Source organism: Hansschlegelia zhihuaiae (assembly GCF_004103825.1).
Classification (GTDB): domain Bacteria; phylum Pseudomonadota; class Alphaproteobacteria; order Rhizobiales; family Methylopilaceae; genus Methylopila; species Methylopila zhihuaiae.
In genome coordinates this window covers 14,061-38,864 of record NZ_RYFI01000021.1, presented here as the reverse complement: position 1 = coordinate 38,864, position 24,804 = coordinate 14,061, and the positions used below count along the sequence as shown (strand labels likewise).

26 protein-coding genes are annotated in these 24,804 nt (G+C 69.1%); 13 read left to right on the top strand and 13 right to left on the bottom strand.

Annotation, left to right across the window (positions count from 1 at the left end; genetic code table 11):
• Nucleotides 1-44 precede the first annotated feature (44 nt).
• Nucleotides 45-575, top strand: a complete 531-nt coding sequence (locus EK403_RS18450) for a hypothetical protein (protein WP_128778972.1) — start codon at nucleotides 45-47, stop codon at nucleotides 573-575.
• A 59-nt stretch (nucleotides 576-634) separates the two neighbouring features.
• Here EK403_RS18450 and EK403_RS18445 read toward each other — a convergent pair whose 3' ends face one another.
• From EK403_RS18445 to EK403_RS18430, 3 genes are all read right to left on the bottom strand, one after another.
• Nucleotides 635-1,030 (bottom strand): VOC family protein, encoded by a 396-nt coding sequence (locus tag EK403_RS18445; protein WP_128778932.1) that lies wholly within the window; start codon nucleotides 1,028-1,030, stop codon nucleotides 635-637.
• A 220-nt stretch (nucleotides 1,031-1,250) separates the two neighbouring features.
• Nucleotides 1,251-2,027 carry a Bax inhibitor-1/YccA family protein gene (locus EK403_RS18435; RefSeq protein WP_128778930.1) on the bottom strand — a complete coding sequence of 259 codons (777 nt, stop codon included), beginning with the start codon at nucleotides 2,025-2,027 and terminating at the stop codon, nucleotides 1,251-1,253.
• 158 nt (nucleotides 2,028-2,185) lie between these two features.
• Nucleotides 2,186-2,755 carry a L,D-transpeptidase family protein gene (locus EK403_RS18430; RefSeq protein ID WP_128778929.1) on the bottom strand — a complete coding sequence of 190 codons (570 nt, stop codon included), beginning with the start codon at nucleotides 2,753-2,755 and terminating at the stop codon, nucleotides 2,186-2,188.
• Nucleotides 2,756-2,869: 114 nt separating this feature from the next.
• On the opposite strand from EK403_RS18430, the gene EK403_RS18425 reads away from it, so the two are divergent.
• Nucleotides 2,870-3,556 (top strand): response regulator transcription factor, encoded by a 687-nt coding sequence (locus tag EK403_RS18425; protein ID WP_128778928.1) that lies wholly within the window; start codon nucleotides 2,870-2,872, stop codon nucleotides 3,554-3,556.
• Between the two features lie 34 nt (nucleotides 3,557-3,590).
• Entirely contained in the window at nucleotides 3,591-4,031 is a 441-nt protein-coding gene (locus EK403_RS18420; protein ID WP_128778927.1) for a cyclic nucleotide-binding domain-containing protein, read from the top strand.
• A gap of 115 nt (nucleotides 4,032-4,146) precedes the next feature.
• Here the strand turns inward: EK403_RS18420 and EK403_RS18415 are convergent, their stop codons facing one another.
• Together EK403_RS18415 and EK403_RS18410 are read right to left on the bottom strand one after the other, a co-directional pair.
• Nucleotides 4,147-4,950, bottom strand: coding sequence for an exodeoxyribonuclease III (locus EK403_RS18415; protein ID WP_128778926.1), 804 nt, complete (start codon nucleotides 4,948-4,950; stop codon nucleotides 4,147-4,149).
• 292 nt (nucleotides 4,951-5,242) lie between these two features.
• On the bottom strand, nucleotides 5,243-5,947 hold the full coding sequence (locus EK403_RS18410; RefSeq protein WP_128778925.1) for an outer-membrane lipoprotein carrier protein LolA: 705 nt from the start codon (nucleotides 5,945-5,947) through the stop codon (nucleotides 5,243-5,245).
• A gap of 129 nt (nucleotides 5,948-6,076) precedes the next feature.
• Between EK403_RS18410 and EK403_RS18405 the strand changes: the two genes are divergently transcribed.
• On the top strand, nucleotides 6,077-6,811 hold the full coding sequence (locus tag EK403_RS18405) for an AAA family ATPase (RefSeq protein ID WP_128778924.1): 735 nt from the start codon (nucleotides 6,077-6,079) through the stop codon (nucleotides 6,809-6,811).
• On the opposite strand, the gene EK403_RS18400 is transcribed toward EK403_RS18405, so the two are convergent.
• From EK403_RS18400 to tesB, 4 genes are all read right to left on the bottom strand, one after another.
• The gene (locus EK403_RS18400) at nucleotides 6,812-9,451 is read right to left on the bottom strand and encodes a DNA translocase FtsK (RefSeq protein WP_206659586.1); all 2,640 of its coding nucleotides are present in this window, start codon (nucleotides 9,449-9,451) and stop codon (nucleotides 6,812-6,814) included. It lies immediately after the preceding gene.
• A 292-nt stretch (nucleotides 9,452-9,743) separates the two neighbouring features.
• On the bottom strand, nucleotides 9,744-11,204 hold the full coding sequence (locus EK403_RS18395) for an ammonium transporter (protein WP_128778923.1): 1,461 nt from the start codon (nucleotides 11,202-11,204) through the stop codon (nucleotides 9,744-9,746).
• Nucleotides 11,205-11,257: 53 nt separating this feature from the next.
• Nucleotides 11,258-11,596 carry a P-II family nitrogen regulator gene (locus EK403_RS18390; RefSeq protein ID WP_128778922.1) on the bottom strand — a complete coding sequence of 113 codons (339 nt, stop codon included), beginning with the start codon at nucleotides 11,594-11,596 and terminating at the stop codon, nucleotides 11,258-11,260.
• Nucleotides 11,597-11,916: 320 nt separating this feature from the next.
• On the bottom strand, nucleotides 11,917-12,777 hold the full coding sequence (gene tesB / locus EK403_RS18385) for an acyl-CoA thioesterase II (protein ID WP_128778921.1): 861 nt from the start codon (nucleotides 12,775-12,777) through the stop codon (nucleotides 11,917-11,919).
• Between the two features lie 162 nt (nucleotides 12,778-12,939).
• Between tesB and EK403_RS18380 the strand changes: the two genes are divergently transcribed.
• Nucleotides 12,940-13,122, top strand: coding sequence for a hypothetical protein (locus tag EK403_RS18380; RefSeq protein WP_128778920.1), 183 nt, complete (start codon nucleotides 12,940-12,942; stop codon nucleotides 13,120-13,122).
• Nucleotides 13,123-13,162: 40 nt separating this feature from the next.
• Nucleotides 13,163-14,344 carry an FAD-dependent monooxygenase gene (locus tag EK403_RS18375; RefSeq protein ID WP_128778919.1) on the top strand — a complete coding sequence of 394 codons (1,182 nt, stop codon included), beginning with the start codon at nucleotides 13,163-13,165 and terminating at the stop codon, nucleotides 14,342-14,344.
• Between the two features lie 186 nt (nucleotides 14,345-14,530).
• On the opposite strand, the gene thpR is transcribed toward EK403_RS18375, so the two are convergent.
• Nucleotides 14,531-15,064 carry an RNA 2',3'-cyclic phosphodiesterase gene (gene thpR / locus EK403_RS18370; protein ID WP_128778918.1) on the bottom strand — a complete coding sequence of 178 codons (534 nt, stop codon included), beginning with the start codon at nucleotides 15,062-15,064 and terminating at the stop codon, nucleotides 14,531-14,533.
• Between the two features lie 131 nt (nucleotides 15,065-15,195).
• Nucleotides 15,196-15,792, bottom strand: a complete 597-nt coding sequence (locus EK403_RS18365) for an arylesterase (protein WP_128778970.1) — start codon at nucleotides 15,790-15,792, stop codon at nucleotides 15,196-15,198.
• A gap of 127 nt (nucleotides 15,793-15,919) precedes the next feature.
• Between EK403_RS18365 and EK403_RS18360 the strand changes: the two genes are divergently transcribed.
• Together EK403_RS18360 and EK403_RS18355 are read left to right on the top strand one after the other, a co-directional pair.
• Complete coding sequence (locus EK403_RS18360; protein ID WP_206659584.1) at nucleotides 15,920-16,603, top strand: ABC transporter ATP-binding protein; 684 nt, start codon at nucleotides 15,920-15,922, stop codon at nucleotides 16,601-16,603.
• An 83-nt stretch (nucleotides 16,604-16,686) separates the two neighbouring features.
• Nucleotides 16,687-19,305, top strand: coding sequence for an ABC transporter permease (locus EK403_RS18355; RefSeq protein ID WP_128778916.1), 2,619 nt, complete (start codon nucleotides 16,687-16,689; stop codon nucleotides 19,303-19,305).
• A gap of 217 nt (nucleotides 19,306-19,522) precedes the next feature.
• On the opposite strand, the gene EK403_RS18350 is transcribed toward EK403_RS18355, so the two are convergent.
• Nucleotides 19,523-20,794, bottom strand: a complete 1,272-nt coding sequence (locus EK403_RS18350; protein WP_128778915.1) for an NAD(P)/FAD-dependent oxidoreductase — start codon at nucleotides 20,792-20,794, stop codon at nucleotides 19,523-19,525.
• Between the two features lie 232 nt (nucleotides 20,795-21,026).
• On the opposite strand from EK403_RS18350, the gene trxA reads away from it, so the two are divergent.
• Genes trxA through EK403_RS18335 form a run of 3 tightly spaced genes read left to right on the top strand, consistent with a single transcriptional unit; the run spans nucleotide 21,027 to nucleotide 22,815 of the window.
• Nucleotides 21,027-21,923 carry a thioredoxin gene (gene trxA, locus EK403_RS18345; protein ID WP_128778914.1) on the top strand — a complete coding sequence of 299 codons (897 nt, stop codon included), beginning with the start codon at nucleotides 21,027-21,029 and terminating at the stop codon, nucleotides 21,921-21,923.
• Between the two features lie 17 nt (nucleotides 21,924-21,940).
• Nucleotides 21,941-22,612, top strand: a complete 672-nt coding sequence (locus EK403_RS18340; RefSeq protein ID WP_128778913.1) for an LON peptidase substrate-binding domain-containing protein — start codon at nucleotides 21,941-21,943, stop codon at nucleotides 22,610-22,612.
• Nucleotides 22,613-22,617: 5 nt separating this feature from the next.
• Nucleotides 22,618-22,815: a Trm112 family protein gene (locus EK403_RS18335; RefSeq protein ID WP_428979630.1), complete on the top strand. Its 198-nt coding sequence runs from the start codon at nucleotides 22,618-22,620 to the stop codon at nucleotides 22,813-22,815.
• Nucleotides 22,816-23,010: 195 nt separating this feature from the next.
• On the opposite strand, the gene EK403_RS18330 is transcribed toward EK403_RS18335, so the two are convergent.
• Nucleotides 23,011-23,742, bottom strand: a complete 732-nt coding sequence (locus EK403_RS18330; RefSeq protein WP_128778911.1) for a hypothetical protein — start codon at nucleotides 23,740-23,742, stop codon at nucleotides 23,011-23,013.
• A gap of 100 nt (nucleotides 23,743-23,842) precedes the next feature.
• On the opposite strand from EK403_RS18330, the gene leuD reads away from it, so the two are divergent.
• Together leuD and EK403_RS23410 are read left to right on the top strand one after the other, a co-directional pair.
• Nucleotides 23,843-24,448, top strand: a complete 606-nt coding sequence (gene leuD, locus EK403_RS18325) for a 3-isopropylmalate dehydratase small subunit (protein WP_128778910.1) — start codon at nucleotides 23,843-23,845, stop codon at nucleotides 24,446-24,448.
• Nucleotides 24,449-24,645: 197 nt separating this feature from the next.
• A partial coding sequence (locus EK403_RS23410) for a RidA family protein (RefSeq protein WP_487327330.1) occupies nucleotides 24,646-24,804 on the top strand: 159 nt, incomplete at its 3' end.

Genomic DNA, 24,804 nt, shown 5'->3' with positions numbered 1-24,804 from the left:
CATCGACTCACGACGCCTATTTCCACATTCGCATCGTGCTCGGCATGGTGGTCGGCCTTGCGATCTCACGCCTGCTCACGGGCGTCGCGCGCTTCGTTCAGCACCCGTCCCGCCAGGCGATCTATCCGGTTCATCTCGGCTGGGTGTTTTTCGTCTTCCTGACGATCATCCACTTCTGGTGGTTCGAGTTCCGGCTCGTCGAGATGCCGAAATGGATCTTCGAGGTCTACATCTTCGTAATCTTCTATGCCTGCCTGTTGTTCCTCACGAGCACACTGCTGTTCCCGGACCAGATGGGCGAGTATTCGGGGTATCGCGACTACTTCATGTCGCGACGAGGCTGGTTCTTCGGCCTGCTCGCCGCTGTGTTCCTCGTCGACATCGTCGACACCTATCTGAAAGGCGGGGAGTATTTCCGCTCCTTCGGGCCCGAATATCCCACCCGGAACCTCGTCTACGCGGCCGTTTTCGTGGCCGCGGCCTTCATCCGCAACGAGCGCTTCCATGTCGCGCTTGTCGTGGTCGCGCTGGCCTATCAGGCGAGCTGGATTCTGAGATTGTTTGACTCAATCTGATCGGGCCGGCCGGGCGTCGCGCGAGATCGGCGACCTTCCGTCAGGTTCGCGACCGGCCCCTACAGGAACCTGCCGCCGCGCTGCAGGACCTCGATCTTGTAGCCGTCGGGGTCGGAGATGAAGAAGAACCGCGCGAACGGCGTCCCGTCGCGCTGCATGGTCTTCACGTCGTTGGGCTTGAGGCCCGCCTCGACCATGCGCTCGTGCTCGGCGTCGACGTCGTCGACCGACAGCGCGAGATGGCCGTAGCCGTCTCCGAGGTCGTAAGCGCGGTCGCGGCCGGCGTTGACGGTGAGCTCGAGCTCGAAGCCGGTCTCCTCGTTCCTGAGATAGACCAGCGTGAAGCTCTCGAACGGATAGCGGTCCGCGACCTTGAGCCCGAAGGCCTTGCCGTAGAACTCGATCGAGCGCTTCTCGTCGGTCACGCGGACCATGGAGTGAATCATCTTGGCCATTGCGGCTCCTCGAGCTGCTGGCGGCCCTGGTCGGCGGATGCGCCGGGGCCGTCATGCCCGGACTTGATCCGGGCATCCATCCTTTGGGCCAATGGATGGATCGCCGGGTCAAGCCCGGCGATGACGGTTTCGGGAACCGAAGACCGCAAAAACGAAAAAGGCCCCGGCGTCGCCGCCGGGGCCCTCTCGCAATCTCCGGGCGGGGCCGGAGCCTATGACGTCACTCGCGGTTGCCGAACAGCGACAGCAGCATCGTGAACATGTTGATGAAGTTCAGGTAGAGCGACAGCGCGCCCATGATCGCCTTGCGGCCCATCGAGTCGCTGTCGTCGCCCTCGTAATACATCTCCTTGATGCGCTGCGTGTCGTAGGCCGTGAGGCCCGCGAAGATCAGCACGCCGGCGACCGACACCACGAACTGCAGCATCGACGACGCGAGGAAGATGTTCACCAGGCTCGCGATGATGAGGCCGAACAGGCCCATCACCATGAACGAGCCCATGGCCGTCAGGTCGCGCTTGGTCGTGTAGCCCCAGAGGCTGAGCGCGCCGAACGCCGCCGCGGTGATGAAGAACACCCGTCCGATCGAGGCCCCGGTGTAAACGAGGAAGATCGACGACAGCGAGAGCCCCATCAGGGCCGCGAAGACGTAGAAGGCGATCTGACCGCTCGCCGTGCTCATCTTGTGCAGGCGCGCGGACAGGAAGAACACCATGCCGAGCGGCGCCAGCAGCACCACCCACTTCAGCGGGCTCGTGTAGAGCATCACGCCGAACTGGGTCAGATTCATGCCGCGCGCCACCGCGCCCGTCGGCTCGGACGAGACCGCCAGCATGAAGGCGCCGATCGCGGCGAAGCCCGTGATCGCGAGGCCGAGCGACATGTAGTTGTAGACGCTCAGCATATAGGAGCGGAGCCCCTGGTCGACGACCGCGCCCTGCGCGGTGGTCCGACCGAGGGTCGTCTGCCCGAAAGCGTTGCGTTGGAAGTCCGACATTTGTGTCGTCCCTTTTGGAACAGGAGCCCGTCAGCGCGCCGTTCCGCGGCCCGCCATTGGTTGAGAAGGATATGGGGAATGGGCCGTCGCGCACAAGTTCGCGAGCGGGGGTGGGTTCTGACAACTTCGTCAGAACCGCGCGGCGGCGCGGAACGACGTTAAGGGAGGCTGGAGAGCTTGCGCGGGCCGACCGCGATGCAGAGCCTCGTCTTGGGTCCGATGCGGGCGAGCAGGCGACGCAGCGCGGCGGGCGCGAGCGCGACGCATCCGGCGGTCGGCGGGAAGCCGGGCTTCGCGACATGGAGGAAGATCGCGCTGCCGCGGCCGGGGCGCGGAGGCCGGTCGTTCCAGCTGAGTTCGCCGACCAGATCGTAGAGCCCATCGTCCCGGTACATGACCTCGTGCGACGCCGGAAAAGGTAGCTTCACCAGTCGGTTATAGAGCCTATGGCCGGGCGCGTCGCACCAGCCGTCGCCGCGCCGCGCGACCCGCTGGGGCAGTCCCGACGCGACCCTCGGGCCGCGGTCGGCCCGCCGCCAGAGCCGCCGGATCGCAAGCGCGCCCCGGGGCGTGGCGCCGTCGCCCTCGCGCTTCGCGACCACGATTCCGGCGGGCCCCAGCGCGCAGGGGAAGGCGGCGCGGCCGACCGTCAGCCGGCCCTTCGCGCGGTCTCCCGTCAGGGCCCTGACGTCGACCCGCGAGATGCGCCGCCGGACGATTCGCGTCATTGTTTCAAACTCCCTGCCCTCCCCGTGCGGGGCTCCGCCGCCTTGCCGAATGCGGGGTCGGTGCTCTACTTCACGGCGGTCGGACGACGGAAGCCGGCTTTCCAGAGATTTTGAATGGCCACAAAGCGCAAGATTCTTGTCGTCGAGGACGACGCCGACCTCCGCCAAGAGCTCGCCGAGCAGCTCGACCTTCACGACGAATTCGAGGCCGCCCAGGCGCCGGCTGCGCAGCCGGCGATCGCGCATGTGCGCTCCGATCACGTCGACCTGGTCCTGATGGATGTCGGCCTGCCCGACATGGACGGCCGCGAGGCCGTCAAGGTGATGCGCCGCGACGGCTTCCGCGGCCCCGTGATCATGCTGACCGGCCAGGATTCCGACGCCGACACGATTCTGGGCCTCGAGGCCGGGGCCAACGACTATGTGGCGAAGCCGGTGCGCTTCGCGGTGCTGCTCGCCCGCATCCGCGCCCAGCTCCGGAGCCACGAGGCGAGCGAAGACGCGGTCTTCACCATCGGACCCTACACGTTCCGGCCCGGCGGCAAGATGCTGGTCACCGAGAAGAACGCGAAAATCCGGCTGACCGAGAAAGAAACCGCGATTCTGCGTTTTCTGTATCGCGCGGGCTCGTCCGTGGTCGGACGCGAAACGCTTCTTCAGGAAGTCTGGGGTTATAATTCGGGCGTGACGACTCACACGCTCGAGACGCACGTCTATCGTCTTCGCCAGAAGATCGAGGCGGACCCGTCCAATGCGCGGCTGCTCGTCACGGAAGCGGGGGGCTATAAGCTCGTTCCTTGAGACGGGCTTTTAGGCAGTTGCGTAGCGGGGGCGCGTGGCGCTCGAGGACGATATCAGGACGCTCGGCGAGACGCCGATGCTCGACCAGCTCGGGCGCGACGCGCAGCGGCTCATCGCCTTCTCGGCGGATCGGGTCCGGCTCGGCGAGGGCGACGTGCTGTTCCGCGAGGGCGACCGCGCGGATTCGGGCTATGTCGTCGTGTCGGGCGCGATCACGCTCGCGCGGCGCGGCGTCGAGAAGCGGGTCGGCCGCGCGAGCCTGATCGGCGAGCTCGCTCTGATCGCCGACGCCGCCCGGCCCGCGACCGCGACCGCCGCCGAGCCGACCGAGGTGCTGCGCATCGCCCGCGGATTGTTCGCCCGGTTGTTCGACGAATATCCGGACCTCGCGCGCAAGCTCCACGCCCGCATCGCCGCCCGCCTGCAAGCCGACATCGCCGAGCTGCAGTCGATCGAGGCGCTGCTGAGGAAATAGGCCTTGCCGTCATCCCGGCCGGAGCGAAGCGGAGAGCCGGGATCGTCATCAGGATTGAGCTTCATCCTTCGGACGATCCCGGATCGGCCTTTGGGCCGTCCGGGACGACGCTTGCTCAGCCGAAGGTGACGATCACCGGCACGTGGTCAGACGGTCGGTCCCAGCCCCGCGCGGCCTTGAGGATCTCGACGCCGGTCGAGCGCGCCGCGACGTCCTCGCTCGCCCAGACATGGTCGAGCCGGCGGCCGCGGTCGGAGGCCTCCCAGTCGGCCGCGCGGTAGCTCCACCATGAATAGAGCTTCTCGGGGTGCGGGACATGCGCCCTGACCGCGTCGACCCAGCGCCCGGCGAGCCGCATGGCGTCGAGCCCCTCGGTCTCGACCGGCGTGTGGGAGACCACCCTGAGCAGCTGCTTGTGGCTCCAGACGTCGGACGGGTCGGGCGCGATGTTGAGGTCGCCCACCATGATGCGGGCGTCCGTCTCGGCGATCCGCTCGGACCATTGATGGAGCTCGCGCACGAACTGCAGCTTGTGGGCGAATTTCGGATTGATCGTCGGATCCGGCTCGTCGCCGCCGGCCGGGACATAGAAATTGTGCAGCGTCACGCCTTCGAGCGGCCCGGCCGCGAAGGTCGTGGCGAGGTGGCGGGCGTCGTCCTTGTCGGCCCAGCGCTCCTTGGCGGTGGTGACGAAGGGGAAGCGCGAGAAGGTCGCGACGCCGTGATAGCCCTTCTGGCCGTGGATCGCGACATGGGCGTAGCCGAGCTTGCGGATGTCGTTCAGCGGGAAATGGTCGTCAGCGCATTTGGTCTCCTGCAGGCACAGGACGTCGGGCGCGTGCTCGTCGACGAGCTTGGCCACGAGCCCGATGCGCAGGCGCACGGAATTGATGTTCCAGGTGGCGAGGCGGAGCGGCATGGAGGACTTGGGCGACCGGCGGGAGAGAGGGCTTTAGGCGAGCCGGGCCCGGAACGCAAAGACGCCCGGCTCTCGGGGGAAAAGCCGGGCGTCCGCGCGCTTGGCGCTCCGCCGATCGGAGGAGCGGCGGAAACGAGGTGATTTCGTCGAGGCTGCGACGGGGGGAACGCAGCTGTTCGACAGCGCCTCGCTCGACCGTCGAGATGGTCGTTCGTGCGCAATCCGTCAAGCGCACGAGTGCGTGAAATCGTAACGGCACGTGAAGAGGGTTCTTACGCCTCGAATCCGAGCGTCAGGGGCGCCGCTGCACCGGCCAGCGCTGCTGCACGATCTTGAACAGATTGTCGTCGAGCTTGGCCTGGGCGGTCACGTCCGAGAGCATCACGGAGGTCTCCATGCCCTGCGCGTCCGTTACGGTCCACTGCGCCAGCTCGTAGTCCTTGCCCGAAAACATCAGCTGGATCTGCGCCTTGCCGCCGATCGCGTTCTTCTCCTCGAGCACCACCGAGACCATCTCGGGCTCCTGGTAGACCCCGAGGACATTGGCGTTCCTGGTCAGGTCGACATTCTGCTGGAGCAGGAAGCGCAGCGGCGTCTGGCTGAGCGGCCAGAGCTCCTGGGTCGCGAGCTTGCGGTTCTTGACCGAGACCGACGAGCCGTCGGCCACGATCTCAAGCGGGGAAGGCGGCGCGTACTGGAACCGGATTTTTCCGGGCCGCGACAGATAGAGCTTGCCGACCGCGCGCGAGCCGTCGGGGCCGACCTGCTCGAAATTCGCGGTCACGTTCTGGATCGAGTTGAAATAGGCGTTGACGCGCTGGAGCGTCGCGCGCTGCGCGGCGTCGAGCTGGCCGGGCGGCACGCCGGCCCCGGCGGCGGCGAGGCGGAGCGAGGCCGGCGGCGGCGGATCGAGCGACTCGCCCTGCGGCCCCGCGACGGCCGGGGAGGCGATGAGCGCCGCGAGGGCGAGGGCGCCGATCAGGCGGGGAAGCGTCATGGTCGTTCAACGTCCTGATGGGTTGAGACTGTGGTCGCGTCTCGACTCGGCGCCATAGCTAGTGTCCCATCATGGCGATTTAAGGCGCCTATGCGGAAGCCTCGGCGCGCATAACCCGGAGCGTCTGCAGTGCTCTTGTCGCTTCGCATCGATTGGAGCCGCGTCGAGGATCGGGAAACCTATCCCTTCAACCTTCCGGCGATCGCCGGGATCGACGAGATCGATCTTGACGCGCCGGTGGTGATCTTCGTCGGGGCGAACGGCTCGGGCAAGTCGACGCTGATGGAGGCGATCGCGGCGCAACTTGGCTGCAACCCCGAGGGCGGCTCGCCGAACTTCCGCTTCGACACCGCGGGGACGCTGTCGGCGCTTCACTCCGTCATGCGGCTCGCTCGCCGCATTCCGCGTAACACGGACCGCTATTTCTACAGGGCGGACGCCTATCACGTCTTTGCCACCGAAATGCGTCGGCTCGATTCCGAGCCTTCATTCGGCCCGCCGATCAAGACCTATTACGGCGGGCAGGACCTCCATGAGATGTCCCACGGCCAGGCTGTGATGAAGCTCCTGCGGCATCGCTTCCGTGGCGGCGGGATCTATCTCATGGACGAGCCGGAGGCCGCGCTGGCCCCCGAGACTCAGCTCGAGGTCATCGCCCGCATCGCCCAGCTTTGCGGCGAAGGAGCCCGCTTCGTGCTCGCGACGCACTCCCCGCTGCTGATGGCGCTGCCGGACGCGCTGATCTACGAGCTCGACGAGACCGGCGTCTCGCGCCGCGCCTATCAGGAGCTCAACCATGTGCGCCTCTACAGGCGCTTCCTGGGAGACCCGGCGTCGGTGGTCGCGCGGCTCGTCGCGGACTGACTAGGCCGCGTCGTCGGCGCCTTCCGCTTCGAGCAGGATCTCGCGCTTGCCGGCGTGGTTGGCGGGGCCGACCACGCCCTCCTTCTCCATCCGCTCGACCAGCGAGGCGGCGCGGTTGTAGCCGATCTGCAGGCGGCGCTGGATGTAGGAGGTCGAGCACTTCTTGTCGCGCAGCACGACCGCGACCGCCTGGTCGTAGACGTCGCCGCCCTCCTCGCCGAACGCGCCCTTGTCGAAAACGGCGCCGTCCTCGTCCGCGCCGTGCTCATCCTCCTCGGCCGTGACGGCGTCGAGATAGTCCGGCGCGCCCTGAAGCTTCAGATGCGCCACCACCTCCTCGACCTCGTCGTCGGACACGAAGGGGCCGTGGACGCGGGCGATGCGGCCGCCGCCCTGCATGTGCAGCATGTCGCCCTGCCCCAGCAGCTGCTCGGCGCCCATCTCGCCGAGGATCGTCCGGCTGTCGATCTTGGAGGTGACCTGGAAGGAGATGCGGGTCGGGAAGTTGGCCTTGATGGTGCCGGTGATGACGTCGACCGACGGCCGCTGGGTCGCCATCACGATGTGGATGCCGGCGGCGCGCGCCATCTGGGCGAGCCGCTGGATCGCCCCCTCGATCTCCTTGCCGGCGACGAGCATCAGGTCGGCCATCTCGTCGACGATCACGACGATGTAGGGCAGCTTCCCGATCTCCATCACCTCCTGCTCATAGACCGCCTCGCCGGTCTGCCTGTCGAAGCCGGTCTGGACTGTCCGCGTGATGGCCTCGCCCTTCTCGATCGCTGCCTGGGCGCGGGCGTTGAAGCCGTCGATGTTGCGGACGCCGAGCTTCGACATCTTGCGATAGCGGTCCTCCATCTCGCGGACCGCCCATTTGAGCGCGACCACGGCTTTCTTGGGATCGGTGACGACCGGCGTCAGGAGGTGGGGGACGCCGTCATAGACCGACAGCTCCAGCATCTTCGGGTCGATCATAATCAGCCGGCAGTCTTCCGGCTTCAGCCGGTAGAGCAGGCTGAGGATCATGGTGTTGATGGCGACCGACTTGCCCGAGCCGGTGGTGCCGGCGATCAGCAGATGCGGCATGCGGGCGAGCTCGGCGATGACGGGCTCGCCGCCGATCGTCTTTCCAAGGCACAAGGGCAGACGCATCTTGGACTTCTCGAAGTCCGACGAGGCCAGCAGCTCGCGCAGGAAGACGGTCTCCCGCTTGGCGTTGGGCAGCTCGATGCCGATCGCGTTGCGGCCGGGGATCACCGCGACGCGCGCCGCGACGGCGCTCATCGAGCGGGCGATGTCGTCCGCGAGCCCGATCACGCGGCTCGACTTGATGCCGGGCGCGGGCTCGAGCTCGTAGAGCGTCACCACCGGGCCGGGCCGCACATTCACGATCTGGCCGCGAACGCCGTAATCCTCGAGCACGCCTTCGAGCAGCCGGGCGTTCTGCTCCAGCGCGTCCTGGCTGACCGTCGGCGTCGCGCCTTTCTTCGGCTCGGCGAGCAGCGCGAGCGGCGGCAGCTCGTAATGGTCGCGGTCGAGCAGGTCGGGCTGCGCCTCGCGGGCCGCGCGCCGGCCGGGGCGCAGCGCGCCGGCGGGCCGGGTGATCCGTCCGGACGGCTCGCCGCCGCGGGCGAGCTGCAGGGGCGCGCCGCCGAGCACGCCGGTCGGGCGCGGCGCGCGCAGCACCGGCTCGCCGTCGAGATCGTAGTCGTACGGCTCGCCGGACGCGTCGAAGCTCGGGTCGCGGCGGGCGCCGAAATCGTCGGGCTCGCGGCTCGCGCGCGCGAGGATGTTGGAGAGCGAGCGCTCGTCGCGCAGCGCGTCGCCGCGGCGGCGCGCGATGGCGCGCGCGATCGCGGCCTTTGCGGAGAGCGCCCAATGCGCGACGAGGCCGAGCGAGACGAGGCGGCGGTCGTCCTCGTCCTCCTCGTCGTAGAACTCTGGTTCGGTTTCGCGCTCGGCGGGCGCGGACCGGCCGCGCGAGGGCGGCGGGACCTCGGCGCCGCGGGTCGGCGCCGGCTCGCGGCGTTCGGTGGGTCGCGGGGCGACCAAGCTCCGCTCGCTCGGCGCGATCAGGCCGATCGCGAGCCCGAAGGCCACGAGCCCGAACAAGGCGATGACGCAGGCCGCCGGAACGCGCGCCACCGCGGCCGTCAGGCCGACGCCGTCAGCGATGACCGCGAACAGGTCGCCCACCACGCCGCCGAGACCGGCCGGCAGCGGCCAGGAGGCGGGCGCGGGCGTCAGGCCCGCGACGCCCGCAAGCAGCACGGCGGCGAGCGGCCAGAAGGCCAGCTTGACCTTCTCGCTCTCGATCGAGCGCTGGGTCATGAGCCGCCAACCCCAGACGCCGACCGGCAGCACGAAGGCCGCGGCCGCGAGCCCGAAGGCCTGGGTCAGCAGGTCGGCCAGCACCGCGCCGGGCGCGCCGAGCAGATTGTGGATCTTGACGTCGGTCGCGTGGCTGAAGCTCGGGTCCTGGGCCGACCAGGTGGCGAGCGCGACGCCCGCGAGCGCCGCGACGCCGACCAGCGCGAGGCCGCCGAGCTCCACGGCGCGGCGAATCAGCATCGACCGCACGCCGTCGGGCAGCACGCTGACGGTCTGGAATCCCCTCGGACGGGGCCTCAGCGCGCGCATGGCCATCGGAAGCTCCTGCGCGCGATCCGGCCGGGGGTCTTGCGCGGAGCGCGGAGCCGCGCGTCCGCCTGTCCGCCCGATGCCATCATCCGCCGCGCCAACCTGTTTTCGCTGCTTGGCCGCAGAGCGCGGCCGATCGTTGAAGAGACGGTAGGGGGCGGGTGGTTAAAGCGCGCTTACTTCGGTCGCCGGACGGTGCGCCTGAGGGGCGGGGACAGGGGCAAAAAAGGCCCCGGAGCATCGCTCCGGGGCCTGTCTTCAGCGGGGACGGGCGCTGGCGGCGCCCGACGGCTCACATGTTGTAGGCGCGCTCGCCATGCTCGGTGATGTCGAGACCCTCGCGCTCCTTCTCCTCGGTCACGCGAAGGCCGACGATCACGTCGACGATCTTGTAGAGGATGAAGGATCCGACGCCCGACCAGACCAGCGTGACCAGCACGCCCTTGCACTGCGCGATAACCTGGGTGGCGAGCGAGTAGGCGCCCGCGGTGCCCGCGCCGTTGTCGAGCGTGTAGTCGACGACGCCGGCGCCGCCGAGGTCCGGATTGACCAGCACGCCGGTCAGGATCGCCCCGATGACGCCGCCGACGCAATGGACGCCGAAGACGTCGAGCGAGTCGTCATAGCCGAGCGCGTTCTTGATGCTGGTGCAGGCCACGAAGCAGATCACGCCGGCGATGATGCCGAGCACGATCGAGCCCATCGGGCCGGCGAAGCCTGCGGCCGGAGTCACGGCCACGAGGCCTGCGATCGCGCCCGAGGCGAGGCCCAGCATGCTCGGATGGCCCTTCGCCATCCACTCGACGAACATCCAGGCGAGGGCCGCCGCGGCGGTCGCCAGGAAGGTGTTGATCATCGCAAGCGCCGCGTAGCCGTTCGACTCGAGGTTCGAACCGGCGTTGAAGCCGAACCAGCCGACCCACAGCAGCCCGGCGCCGATCAGCGTCATGGTGAGCGAGTGCGGGGCCATCAGGTCCTTGCCGTAGCCCACGCGCTTGCCGAGCACGAGCGCGCCGACCAGGGCCGTGATGCCCGCGTTGATGTGGACCACCGTGCCGCCCGCGAAGTCGATCGCGCCGAACGACCAGATGAGGCCCGCGCCCGCGACGGTGGCTTCGGCAGGATTGGTCGAGGCGAACTCCGGCCCGGGCCACCACCAGACCATGTGGGCCATCGGGAAGTAGATGAACGTGACCCAGAGCACCGTGAACAGCAACAGCGCCGAGAACTTGATGCGCTCCGCGAAGGCGCCGACGATCAGCGCCGGGGTGATGGCCGCGAAGGTCATCTGGAAGCACACGAAGACGAGCTCGGGGATCACCACGCCGCGCGAGAAGCTCTCGACCGTGGTCGAGGTCGTGACGCCGGCGAGGAAGGCCTTCGAGAAGCCGCCCACGAAGCTGTTGAGGCCGCCGCCGTCAGAGAAGGCGAGCGAGTAGCCGTAGACCGCCCAGATGATCATGACGAGGCAGGCGATCGCCATCACCTGCATCAGGACCGACAGCATGTTCTTGGTGCGGACCAAGCCGCCATAGAACAGCGCGAGGCCGGGCACGGTCATCAGCAGGACCAGCACGGTCGAGACCAGCATCCAGGTCGTGTCGCCCTTGTTGGGCGTGGGGGCGGCAGGCGCGGCTGCGGCCGCGGCGTCCGCCGCCGGCGCGGCGGCTTCCTGGGCGTAGGCGCCCGCGGCCGCCAGAAGGCCGACCGCCAGGACCGGCGCCCCCCAGCGAAGTACGGAACTCAGTTTCATCAAGGTGCTCCCGAAGACGTCTCTATGAGGGTGTTCGCGCGTCGGCCGCGCCGTTACAGGGCGTCGGTGTCGGTCTCGCCGGTGCGGATGCGCACCGCCTGGTCGATCGAGTAGACGAAGATCTTCCCGTCGCCGATCTGGCCGGTCTTGGCCGCGGAGGCGATCGCCTCGACGACCTTCTCGACGGACTCGGACGCGACCGCGACCTCGATCTTCAGCTTGGGCAGAAAGCTCACGGCGTATTCGGCGCCGCGATAGATCTCGGTGTGCCCCTTCTGCCGACCGTAGCCCTTCACCTCGGTGACGGTCAGGCCGTGGACGCCGATGCCGGTGAGGGCGTCGCGCACCTCGTCCAGCTTGAACGGCTTGATGATGGCCATCACGAATTTCATGCGTCGCGTTCCCCGTTGGCCTGCCGCCTCCGCGCGAGACGCCTCGCGGGACGCGTCGACTGTTGACGACTGTATCGGGCGCGCACGGAAGCCTGCCGCCCCCACGCCTCGCCGCGCCATGGCAATCAAGCCGCGTGCCAACTCCGGGAGCCGATTGTGTTTTCTGCTGTTTTCGCTTCGTCGAGGGGCGCAGGCGCAGACGGCTACGATGCCTGCCCGGCTGCGTGCCCATTAAAAAGGCATAGTGATCAAAAATTAGTCCGACAATTGTGGGTGCGGCGAGGCGGAGCCCAGCGATTGGGCGCCGAAGGCCGTTCCGGTCAGTCTTTTCGGCGTCGGCGGATCAGGCCTTCCTGCGCGACCGACGCGATGAGCTGGCCCTGTTCTGTGTAGATCCGGCCCCTTGTGAAGCCGCGCGCGCCGCCCGCGAAGGGGCTGTCCTGCGTATAGAGCAGCCACTCGTCGGCCCGGAACGCGCGATGAAACCACATCGCGTGATCGAGGCTCGCGGCCTGGATCTCGCCCGAAAACACCGACGAACCATGCGCCACGAGCGCCGCGTCGAGCAGCGTCATGTCGGACGCGTAGGCGAGCACGCATTGATGGATCGCCGGGTCGTCGGGCAGCGGCGCGGTCGTCCTGATCCACACGCTCTGCATGGGCGGGCGTGGCTTGCCGTCGACATAGCGCATCGGGTCGACATGCCGGAGCTCGATCGGCCGCTCGCGCTCGAAATAGGAGCGGATCGCCTGCGGCATGGTGGGCATCAGCTGCTCCTTGAGCAGCTTCTCGCTTGGCAGTTCGTCGGGCCGCGGCGCCTCCGGCATGTCCATCTGATGCTCGTAGCCGACCTCGTCGAAATGGAAGGAGGCCGACATCGAGAAGATCGCCTGGCCGTGCTGGATCGCCACCACCCGGCGGGTGACGAAGGAGCGGCCGTCGCGGATGCGCTCGACCTCGTAGATGATCGGCGCGGCGGGATCGCCCGGCCGCATGAAATAGCCGTGCAGCGAATGCGCCGGGCGGCCGTCGACGGTGCGGGTGGCGGCCACCAGCGCCTGTCCGACCACCTGCCCGCCGAACACCCGCTGCCAGCCGGTCTGCGGCGACTGTCCCCGGAACAGGTTCACCTCGAGCGGCTCGAGGTCGAGAATCCGAAGCAGTTCGGAGACGGCGGACATGCGGGGGCTACCTCGTGGCGTGCGGCCCGCGAGCATCGCCGCCATGAGGAGCCCGTCAAGCCGGACCTTCGAGCCGTTTCAACTGATCCGATTTGAGGCCCACGCGGGATCGAGTGCGGTTCGTCGCGCGTTCATCGCAGCGGGGCGCGCTGGGAGGTGGGATTGATCTCGCTCATCATGATGGTCTGCCTTCAGGCGGACGCCAAAATCTGCCGACAGGAACTCATCGAGTTCAACGGTTCGTCGATGGCCTGCGTGTTCGAGGCGCAGCCGATCGTCGCCGAATGGGGGACCGACCATCCGGAGTGGCGGATCGCCTCCTGGAAGTGCAGCCGCACGGGTTGAGCGCTTCCATCGCCGCGGGTCGGGCTCTAGACTCGCGGCCATGAGCGAACGCCAGAGCGCAGAAATCCTCGACGTCGCGATCGTCGGCGCGGGCCCGACCGGCCTCGCGCTCGCGCTCGCGCTCCGCCGCGCTCTCGGGCCTTCGCTGCGACTGGCGGTGTTCGACCCTGCCCTCGCACGTCCGGCGCGGACGGAGACCCGCGCGTCGATGATCGCCGCGGACGGCAGGCGCCTGCTCGACGGCGTCGGCGCTTGGCCGGCGGGCGCAACCCCCGTGGCCGGGCTGAGGATCACCGACAGCCGCCTCGAGGACGCGCTCCGGCCGGCGTTCCTCGAGGTCGGCGAACCCACGACCGACGGGCAGCCCTTCGCCCACATGGTGATGGACGGCGATCTGCGGGGCGCCTTGCGGGGCGCTGCTGAGGCCGTCGCGATCCCGCTCGAAGCCGACGCCGTGGCGCGTCATTCGTCCCGGTCCGGCTGGCTCGATCTTTCGCTGGCGTCCGGCCGGATGATCTCGACTCGGCTGCTCGTCGCCGCCGACGGCGCACGGTCCGAGACCCGCCGCCGCGCGCGGATCGCGACCCACGAATTCACCTACGACCACACCGCGCTGGTCGCGACGCTCGCGCATGAGTTCGCGCATGGCGGCGTGGCGGTCCAGCATTTCCTGCCCGGCGGCCCGTTCGCGATGCTGCCGCTCTCGGGGGGCCGGTCGTCGCTCGTCTGGAGTGAGCGGCGCGGGGTCGCGGAGACCATGGCCGCGCTCGACGACGACGCCTTCGTGGCGGAGGTCGAACGCCGCGCGGGTCCGGCCTTCGGCCACGTCTCGCTCGCCGGCCCGCGCGGCGCATTTCCGCTCCGCTTCCTGCTGGCGCGGAGTTTTGTGGGCTCGCGGATCGCGCTCGTCGGCGACGCGGCGCATGTCGTCCACCCGCTCGCCGGGCAGGGCTTCAACCTCGCGCTACGCGACGTCGCGGCGCTGAGCAGCATCGTGGCGGACGCCGCGCGGCGCGGCGAGGATTTCGGCGCGGAGGCGACGCTGGGAGCTTACGAGCGCGCCCGCCGCTTCGAGGCCGCCAGCCTCGCCGCCGCGACCGACGGCCTCTATCGTCTGTTCGGCCACGAGGCGACGCGGGCCTTGCGTGACATCGGCATGGGGCTGGTCGACCGCGCGCCCGCGCTCAAGCGCCGGATCGTGCGGGCGGCGGCGGGGTTCTGAGGCCCGGCCTCAAAGCACAAATGGCCCAACTGGTCTGCGTGCTTCGAGACGGCCCTTCAGGCCTCCTCAGCATGAGGAGGTTTGCGCTTGCCATCCTCCACATTCCTCATGCTGAGGAGCCGTCCGCCAGGACGGCGTCTCGAAGCACGCAGGACAGCGGCCGCATTTCTTTTCGGATGACCGGCGTCACCGCAGCGGATAGGCGGCCTCGACCAGATAGGGGCCGCCGCCGACCGAATCGCGCGACGAGTAGATCACGAAGCGCTCGGCCCGGAAGGCGAGGCCGGGCGGGCCTCCGCGGAGGCCGAGATACTCCGCGACCCCGCGCGGCGAGGCGTCGCGCAGCCGCGCGAGGGTCACATGCGGCGTGAACTTCCGCTTCTCGGCCGGCAGGCCGGTTCGGCGGATCAGCCGCTCATGCTCGGCCTGCAGCTCCATGATCGCGGGCGAGGGCGCGACGCGCGCGATCAGCGCGCGGGGCCGTTCGCCCCCGAAGGCGTCGAGCCCCTCGATCACCACGTCGAAGGGCGCGCGCCGCACGGTCCCGAGCTGATAGGCCGCCTCATGCGCGGTCTCCTCGTCGATGTCGCCGAGGAAGCGTAGCGTGATGTGGTAATTCTCGACGTCGATCCAGCGCGCGCCCGAAAGCCCGCCGCGATAGGTCGAGAGCGCGTCGCCGACCTCGTCCGGCACTTCGATGGCGGTGAACAGCCGCGGCACGTGTCGGATCCTTTCACGCGGCGGCGAGGCGCCGCCTTACGGTCCACGAAAGAGCCGGGCGATCGCGATTTCAAGGCGCGCGGTCGACAGAACGGCCGCTCTCCCCAGCCGATCGTCCGCGCGGGATCGCATCAGGAGCGGGCGGCCGCGATCTGGTCCAGGAATCGCTCGACGCTCGGCAGGATGCCGGCGACGATCGCCTCGACGCCCTTGGCTGTCGGGTGGAGGCCGTCCTGCAGGTTGAGGGTCCGATCGCCCAGGACGCCTTCGAGGAAGAACGGGTAGAGCAGGAGCCCCCGTTCCCTGGCGAGATCAGGATAGATGCGGTCGAAGGCCTGCCGGTAGTCCGGTCCGAGATTGGGCGCGGCGCGCATGCCGGCCAGCATCGCCGGGATCCTTCGGGTCTGCAGCCGGTCGAGCAGGCGTTCGAGTGCGGCCCGCGTGACCTTGGGATCGACGCCGCGGAGCATGTCGTTCGCGCCGAGTTCGACGATGACGCCGTGCGAGCCCTCGGGGACAGACCAATCGACGCGGTCGGCGCCGCCGCTCGCAGTGTCGCCCGAGACGCCGGCGTTCGCGACCGTGACGGAGCGGCCGCCGGCCTGAAGCGCCTTTTCGAGCTTGGGCGCGAAGCCATCCGGCCTCGCCAATCCGTATCCCGCCGTAAGACTGTCGCCGAGCGCGACAAGGCGGACGGTTTCGGCCGCCTTGGCGGGCCTCAAGCCCATCACGGTTGCGAGAGACAGCGCCAGGGCGGCCGTCACGGCGCGCCGTGACGGGTGGCGGTCGGCGTGAGCGTCGTTATATCGGCTGATGCTGCGCCGCAGCGGCGAGCGGCCGGAACCCAAGGGCATCATGACTGCGATCGAACTCCATGGCGTCAATGTCGCGCTCGGCGAAGGCGCCGCCCGCGTCCACATCCTGAAGGACGTGGGGCTCGAGATCGCCCGCGGCGAGGCCGTCGGACTCGTCGGGCCCTCGGGGTCGGGCAAGTCCACGCTGCTGATGGTCCTGGCCGGGCTCGAGAAGCCGGTCTCGGGGAGCGTCCGCACGCTCGGAGAGGAGCTCACCACGCTCGACGAGGACGCGCTGGCGCGCTTCCGGGGCCGGAACATAGGCGTGGTGTTCCAGGCCTTCCACCTGATCCCGACAATGACGGCGATCGAGAACGTCGCGACGCCGCTCGAACTCGCGGGCGAGCCCGACGCCTTCGAGCGGGCGCGGGCGGAGCTGGTCGCTGTCGGGCTCGGCGAACGGCTTGAGCATCATCCTGCGCAGCTGTCGGGCGGCGAGCAGCAGCGCGTCGCGCTCGCTCGCGCCCTGGTCTCGCGGCCCGAGATCCTCGTCGCCGACGAACCCACCGGCAATCTCGACGAGGCGACGGGCAAGCAGATCGCCGACCTGCTGTTCGCCAAGAGCGCCGAGCGCGGCGCGACGCTGGTCCTCGTCACGCATGACCCGGCGCTCGCGGCCCGCTGCGGGCGCGTCGTGCGACTGCGCTCGGGCCGCATCGAGACCGAGACGGAGCAGGCCGCGTGACGGATCGGCTGCATGGGCCGGCTGCGCGCTTCGAGAGGGCGGCCTGTGGCGGCCTTCCTCGAGCCATAAGGAGTATTTGAGTTTTGGCGTCCTCAGACCTCCCTCATGCTGAGGAGGCCCGGAGGGCCGTCCCGAAGCACGCAGCGCGTCGCTCCCGTTCCTTCGCTCCCAACGTCATCTTCCGCCTCGCCGCCCGCGAGCTCAGGGCGGGCGTCCAGGGCTTCGTGGTCTTTCTGCTGTGCCTCGCCCTCGGCGTTGCGGCGATCGCGGGCGTGGGCTCGCTGGCCCGCGGACTGACCGAAGGCCTCGCCCGCGAGGGCCGCACGATTCTGGGCGGCGACGCCGCCTTCGCGCTGCTCCACCGCGAGGCGACGCCGGAGGAGCGCGCCGTGCTCACGGCCAAGGGCCAAGTCGCCGAAGTCGCGACGCTCAGGGCGATGGCGCGGACGGCCGGCGGCGACGCCGCGCTGGTCGAGCTCAAGGCGGTCGACGGCGGCTGGCCGATGGTCGGCCAGGCCGCGCTCGAACCCGCCGTTCCGCTGTCCGACGCGCTCGCCAACCGCGACGGGCGCTTCGGCGCGGCCGTCGATCCGGCGCTGCTCGCCCGCTTCGGCCTCAAGCCCGGCGACCGCCTGTCGGTCGGCTCAATCGAGGTCGAGCTGCGGGCCAGCCTGACGCGCGAGCCGGATCGTCTGTCGGAGGGCGTCGGCTTCGGTCCGCGCATGCTGGTCTCGAACGAGGCGCTGAAAGCGTCGGGCCTGATCCAGCCTGGCAGCCTCGTGCGCTGGTCCTACCGCGTCGCATTGCCGGCGGCGGCGAGCGACGACGCCGCGGTGCGCCGGCTCGTCGCCGACGTCGAGCGCGAGGCCAAGGACGCGGGTTTCAACGCCACGTCGCGCTTCAACGCCGCGCCCCAGCTCGAGCGCAATGTCGGCCGCTTCACCCAGTTCTTGACCATCGTCGGGCTGGCCGCGCTCGTAGTGGGCGGCGTTGGCGTCGCGAACGCGGTCGCGGCCTTCGTGGAGCGTAAGCGCGACACGATCGCGACCCTGAAGAGCCTCGGGGCCTCGGGCGGGACTGTGTTCCTCATTCATCTCGTCGAGGTCTCGGCGCTCGGCGCGCTCGGCGTCGCGATCGGGCTCGCAATTGGCGCCGCGCTGCCCTTCGCGGCGGCCGGGGTGATCGGAAGCGTGCTGCCGCTGCCGATCGAGCCGGCGCTCTATCCGCGGGAGCTCGGCCTCGCGCTCGCCTATGGCGCGCTGACCGCGCTCGCCTTCGCGGTCTGGCCGCTTGGCCGCGCCCACGACGTGCCGGTCGCCGCGCTGTTTCGCGACCAGGTCGCGCCGGAGCGGCGTTTTCCGCGACCGGCCTATGCGATCGCGACGTTCGCGCTCGCCGCCGCGCTCTGCGGCCTCGCGGTCTATGCGGCCTATGACCGGCGGATCGCGACCGTCTTCGTCGTCGCGGCCGCCGGGACCTTCGTGGCGCTGAGGGTCGTCGCCTGGGGCATCATGCGGCTCGCGGCCCGCGCGCCGAAGCCGCGCGCGACCGAACTCCGCCTGGCGCTCGCCAACGTCCACCGGCCGGGCGCGCTGACGCCCTCGGTCGTGCTGTCGCTCGGTCTCGGCCTCGTGCTCCTCGTGACGCTCACGCTGATCGATTCCTCGATCCGGCGGCAGCTCACCAACGAGCTGCCGACCAAGGCGCCGTCCTTCTTCTTCCTCGACATCCCGTCCGCCGAGCGCGACGCCTTCGCTGCGCTGATCCGCGACAAGGCGCCGGGCGCGACGCTCGAAAGCGTGCCGATGCTTCGGGGGTCGTTCTCGTCCATCAAGGGCAAGGCGATCGACGAGGTCTCGGTCGATCCCGAATATCGCTGGGCGCTGCGGGGCGACCGCGGCGTCACCTTCGCGGACGACGTGCCGGAAGGCTCGCGCGTCGCCGAGGGCGAATGGTGGGCGCCCGGGCACACCGGCGACGTGCTGGTCTCGTTCGACCAGCGGCTGGGCAAGGCGCTGGGGCTCTCGGTCGGCGACGAGATTTCGGTCAACGTGCTCGGCCGGGACATCCACGCCAAGGTCGCGAACTTCCGCGAGATCGCCTGGGAGACGCTCGGCATCAATTTCTTCATGGTGTTCTCGCCGAACGCCTTTGCGGGCGCGCCCTACATGAACCTCGCCACGCTCTCCTTCCCGGACGGCGGGACCGACGCGCAGGAATTCGCGCTGATGCGCGAGGCGACCCGCGCCTTCCCGGCCATCACGGCGATCCGCGTGAAGGACGCGCTGACCTCGATCACCACGGTGGTCGAGAATCTCGCCTTCGCGATCCGCGTCGCGAGCGGGGTCACGCTGCTCGCGAGCGTGCTCGTGCTCGCCGGCGCGCTCGCGGCCGGCCACCGCCGGCGGGTCTATGAGGCGGTGATCCTGAAGACGCTTGGCGCGACCAGGGGCCGGCTCATTCGGGCCTTCGCGGCCGAATATGCGCTGCTGGGACTTGTCACGGCCGGTTTCGGCCTGGCGGTCGGCTCGCTCGCCGCCTGGGGCGTCACGACCGAGATCATGAAGATCGAATTCGCCTTCGACCCGCTGGGCGCCGGGGCGGCGGCGCTGGCGGCGCTGGTCGTCACCATCGCGCTCGGCCTGATCGGGACGTGGCGGGTGCTCGGCGAAAAGCCGGCCCGCCATCTCCGGAACCTGTGAGGGGCGGGCGTCGGTCGGAGCCGACGCCCGCGGCCCGCTCTCAGCTCAGATAGCCGAGCAGCCAGAGGATGATGATGATCGGGAGCGGAATCCCGATCAGCCACAGAAGTCCGCCTTTCATCATAGTCGTCGCCTCCCATGCAGGTGACGACTCAACCTCCCGGCTTAGGACATCGTTCCGCTCGCAGGCGCGTGATCGACGATCGGCGAAGGCCCGTCAGATCTGGTCGCGCTGGTCGGTGATCAGCCGCGCGCCGCGCTGGAAGGTCATGAAGTCCCAGACCCATTTGAACGCCACCGCGATCCGGTTGCGCGTGCCGATCAGGAAGTAGATGTGCGCCACGCACCAGAACAGCCAGGCGATCATTCCCTTCAGATTGACGTAAGGCAGGGTGATCACCGCGGCGCGCCGGCCGATCGTCGCGACGTCGCCTTGGTGGACATATCTGAAAGGCGGCGGCGGGACCGCCTCGCGGGCGCGCGAGGCGATCACGTCGGCCACATAGGCCCCCATCTGCTTCGCCGCGGGGGCGATGCCGGGGACCGGCGAGCCGTCCGGCCGCTTCACCGCGGCGGTGTCGCCGATGACGAAGACGTTGGGACGGCCGGGGACAGAAAGGTTCGGCTCGACGATCACGCGGCCCGCGCGGTCGCTCTCCGCGCCGATCCAGCGCCCGGCGCCCGACGCCACGACGCCGGCGGCCCAGATCACGGTCGCGGCGTCCAGCCGGCCATGCTCGAGGTCGACGCCGGTCTCGTCGACCTTGGTCACCCGCGTGTCGGTCATGACCTCGACGCCCATGTCCTCCAGCGAACGCCGCGTATAGTCGCTGAGCGACTCCGGGAAGGCCGGAAGCACCCGGGGGCCGGCCTCGATCAGGATGACGCGGGCGGTCCTGAGGTCGATCCGGCGGAACTCGCTCGGCATGACCTGCCGCGCGACCTCGATGATCGCGCCGGCGAGCTCGACGCCCGTCGGCCCGGCGCCGACGATCGCAAAGGTCAGCAGCCGCTCGCGCTCGGCCGGATCGTCCGACAGTTCCGCCCGCTCGAAGGCCATCAGCAGGCGGCGGCGGATGATGGTCGCGTCCTCGATGCGCTTGAGGCCGGGCGCGGATTTTTCCCACTCGTCATTGCCGAAATAGGAGTGCGTCGCGCCGGTCGCGAGCACGAGCTCGTCGAAGTCGAGCGTCACGGTGTCGGCCACGACCTTGCGGTTTTCGAGATCGATCGCCTGCACCGTTCCGAGCAGGACGCGCGCGTTTTTCTGCCGGCGCAGCACGTGGCGGATCGGCCAGGCGATGTCGGCGGGCGACAGTTCGGCGGTCGCGACCTGATAGAGCAGCGGCTGGAAGCAGTGGTAGTTGTGGCGGTCGATCACCGTCACGTCGACCTCGGCCTTGGCGAGCTTGACGGCCGCCGTCAGCCCGCCGAAGCCGGCGCCGACGATCACGACCTTGGGGCGACGGGCAGGAGGAGACGCGTCCATGACGTTAAGATCCTCTGAATGTCGTGGCGGTGATGCCATAGTTTGTGCAGTGCAGCAAAGAGCTTTTTCGTCCCATCCCGCTATCACAAATCGGGTGTTGCCCGCGGCCCCTGCGAAAGGTCATAGGGCGGGAGGGAGCCAAGGTTTGCATTCCTTCGCCGCTTCCCCCATTTCTGACCCGACTTGAAGATGGTGGGCGCGACGCGTCGCGCCGACACGGAGGCATTCACGCATGCTCGCCGCCGGGGAGAAAGCCGTCGCCGATGACGGCCTCGTCGTGGACACGACCACGCAGACCTTCATGGCGGACGTCGTGCAGGCATCGGTGACGACGCCGGTGCTGGTCGATTTCTGGGCCCCCTGGTGCGGCCCGTGCCGCCAGCTCGGCCCCGTGCTCGAGAAGGTGGTTCGCGCCGCCGGCGGCAAGGTCAGGCTCGCCAAGATGAACATCGACGAGCATCCGCAGATCGCGGGCCAACTCGGCGTCCAGTCGATCCCGGCCGTGATCGCCTTCCGCCGCGGCCAGCCGATCGACGGCTTCGTGGGCGCGCTGCCGGAGTCGCGCCTGCAGGCGTTTATCGAACGCTTGATCGGCGAGGCTTTGCCCGACGAGGTCGGCGACCTGCTCGCCGAAGCCGAGGCGGCGCTCGAGGCGGGCGACGCCGCCGGCGCGGCCGAGATCTATGCGGCCCTGCTCGCCGAGGAGCCGGATTCGGCCCCGGCGCTCGCCGGCTTCGCCCGCGCGCGGCTTGCGACCGGCGACGTCGAGGGCGCGAAGGCGGCGCTCGCCGAGGCGACCAACGCCGCCGACCCTGCGATCTCGGCCGTCAAGGCGCAGATCGACCTCGCGGAGCGCGCCTCGGCGGTCGGCGACCTCGCGCCGCTCGAGGCGAAGGTCGTCGCCGACCCGGCCGATCATCAGTCGCGCTTCGATCTTGCCGTCGGACTGGCGGCCGCCGGCCTGCGCAAGGAGGCGCTCGATCACCTGCTCGAGATCGTGCGCCGCGACCGGACCTGGAACGACGACGGCGCGCGCAAGGAGCTGGTGAAGCTGTTCGAGGCCTGGGGACCGAAGGACGAAAGCACGATCGCCGGCCGCAAACGGCTGTCCTCCCTACTGTTCGCCTGATAAAATCAGCGGCGCAGATGGCTTCGAACGTCACCTACCACAAGATCGACGAGCTGCCGGGCGTGATCCCGGTGTTCCCCCTGCGCGCAGCTTTGCTGCTGCCGCGCGGAGAGATGCCGCTGAACGTCTTCGAGCCGCGCTATCTCGCCATGGTCGAGGACGCGATCCGCGGCCATCGCATCATCGGCATGATCCAGCCGGACCCGGAATCCGCCGAGGACGAGGACAGGCCCGATCTGGTGCGGGTCGGCTGCGCGGGACGGCTCACCGCCATAGGGGAGACCGGCGACGGCCGCTATCTCGTCACGCTGACGGGCGTCGCGCGCTTCCGCGTGGTCGAGGAGGTCATGGCGACGACGCCCTATCGCCAAGTGCGCGCGGCCTTCGACGAGTTCGCGAGCGATCTCGCGCCCGGCGAAGGCCAGGAGGATGTCGACCGCGACGCGCTGCTCAAGACCCTCAAGGACTACCTGACGGCCAACAGCCTCGAGGCCGACTGGGACGGCATCCGCCGGGCGCCCAACGAGGCGCTGGTCAACGCGCTCGCGATGATGAGCCCGTTCGGCCCGCGCGAGAAGCAGGCGCTGCTCGAGGCCGCAGATCTGAAGAGCCGCGCGGAGATCCTGGTCGCCGTGACCGAGATGGATCTGGCCCGCGCGCGTGGAGACGCGAGCTCGTCGCTGCAATGACAGATATGACCGAAGACGGCCGCCGCGCCGGCGGGATCGACCCGAAGCTGCTCGAGATCCTGGTCTGCCCGCTGACCAAGGCGACGCTGACCTATGATTCGGAGCGCCAGGAGCTGATCTCGAAGCCCGCAAAGCTCGCTTATCCGATCCGCGATGGCATCCCCATCATGCTGCCCGACGAGGCGCGGCCGATCGAAGGCTGAGGGGCGGCGGACTCGGCGCAATCTGGGATCGCGGTCATGCGTGCTTCGAGACGCCCGCGGAGACGCGGGCTCCTCAGCATGAGGACCGTTTCAGGATGCCAGAGCACATACGCTCCTCATGCCGAGGAGCCGTCCGCAAGGACGGCGTCTCGAAGCACGCAGGACGTCGTCGCCTCGACTACTTGAAACCGGCGGTCACGCCACCTTCCGCATGAGCCGCTTCACGAGAGTCGAGCCCGCGGCGGTCGGCCGTTCCGGCGCCGAGACGTCGGACGCCGCGGCGAGCCGGTCGACGAACAGGCGCAGGCCTTCGGCGTAGAGCTGCATGTCGCGGGCGTTGAGCTCCGCGATCCGCGTGCGCTGGTCGGCGTCGGCCCTGGAGCGCTGGTCGGTCGCGTTGTAGCGGCGCTTGAGCTCCGGTGCCCGGTCGCCGAACAGCAGCGCCAGGCCGAGCTCGAACTGCTCGACGATGCCGACGAATGCGAGTTGGGACAGCGCGAAGCCCTTGAGATAGCGCGTCTGCAGGTCGCGGACGCCCTTGATCTTGGCGAAGTCGTCGAGATCGAACTCGCCGGCCTTGACCCGTCCCGCCAGCGCCTTCAGCTCCAGCGGCCGCTCCCTGTAGAAGTCGAACTGCGAGATCGTCCGGTCGACCGGGTCGCGCAGCCATGTCCAGACCTGTGCGGAGGCGTCGGTGATCAGCGGCGCGACGAGGCGCAAGGGGTAGTGGCCGTGCAGAACCTCGTAGCCCTGCTCGGCGAGCCGCGCCGCGGCTGCCGGCACCTCCTCCCGCGGGACCCTCAGCCCCTCCGTCGTCTTCGGATCCTTGACGCCGTAGTAGAGCGCGAGCCGCGACCCGAAGCGCTCCTCGAGCGCGCGTCTGAAACTCGTGCCCGCGGTCTTGGGGATATGCACTGAAAAGATCATCTAAGGCTCAGGACCTCGCGCCACGCAGGCCGGCGCCCCGTCCAAGAGTTGACCGGCGCGCCCGGGCGGAGCATGACACGCGGCTTCAGGAGATGCGACCATGCAAAGCTTCACCACGCTGACCGGCGTCGCCGCGCCGCTGCCGATGATCAATATCGACACCGACATGATCATCCCCAAGCAGTACCTGAAGACGATCAAGCGCACCGGCCTCGGCGCGGGTCTGTTCTCAGAGCTTCGCTATGACGCCGACGGCGGCGAGAACCCGGACTTCGTGCTGAACAAGCCGGCCTACAGAAACGCCGAGATCCTGGTCGCGGGCGACAATTTCGGCTGCGGCTCGTCGCGCGAGCACGCCCCCTGGGCGCTGCTCGACAAGGGCATCCGCTGCGTGATCTCGACCTCGTTCGCCGACATTTTCTACAACAACTGCTTCAAGAACGGCATTCTGCCGATCATCGTCTCGCCGGAAGACCACGCCAAGCTGATGGACGACGCGGAGCGTGGGCAGAACGCGCGGCTGACGATCGACCTCGCCGCCCAGGAGATCCGCGGGCCGGACGGCGGGGTGGTGCGTTTCGACATCGACCCGTTCCGCAAGCGCTGCCTGCTGGAGGGCCTCGACGACATCGGCCTGACGATGGAGAAGGCCGCGAGCATCGACGCCTTCGAGGGCAGGCTCGCCGACGAGCGCCCCTGGGCCTGAGGGCGGGGGAGCGGGGCGCGCCGGCCCCCTCCACCGCTTAGCGGTCCCCCTCCCCCGCTGACGCAGGGGAGGAGCGCTGACGGCGCCGTTTCTGATCCTCCTCCGCTCGCGGAGGAGGGGACCATGCGAAGCATGGTGGAGGAGGCGTGTGGCGCTTGGCGGATGTTCCTAGCTCTATTCTTCTTTTAAGGCGCTTCATGACCCGCCGCCTCATCTCCACCGGCTCGCCCTTCGAAAAGGCCTCGGGCTACAGCCGCGCGGTGGTCGACGGCGATTTCGTCTTCGTGTCCGGCACGACCGGCTACGACTATGTCGCCATGACGATGCCCGAGAGCGTCGAGGCGCAGGCCCGGAAC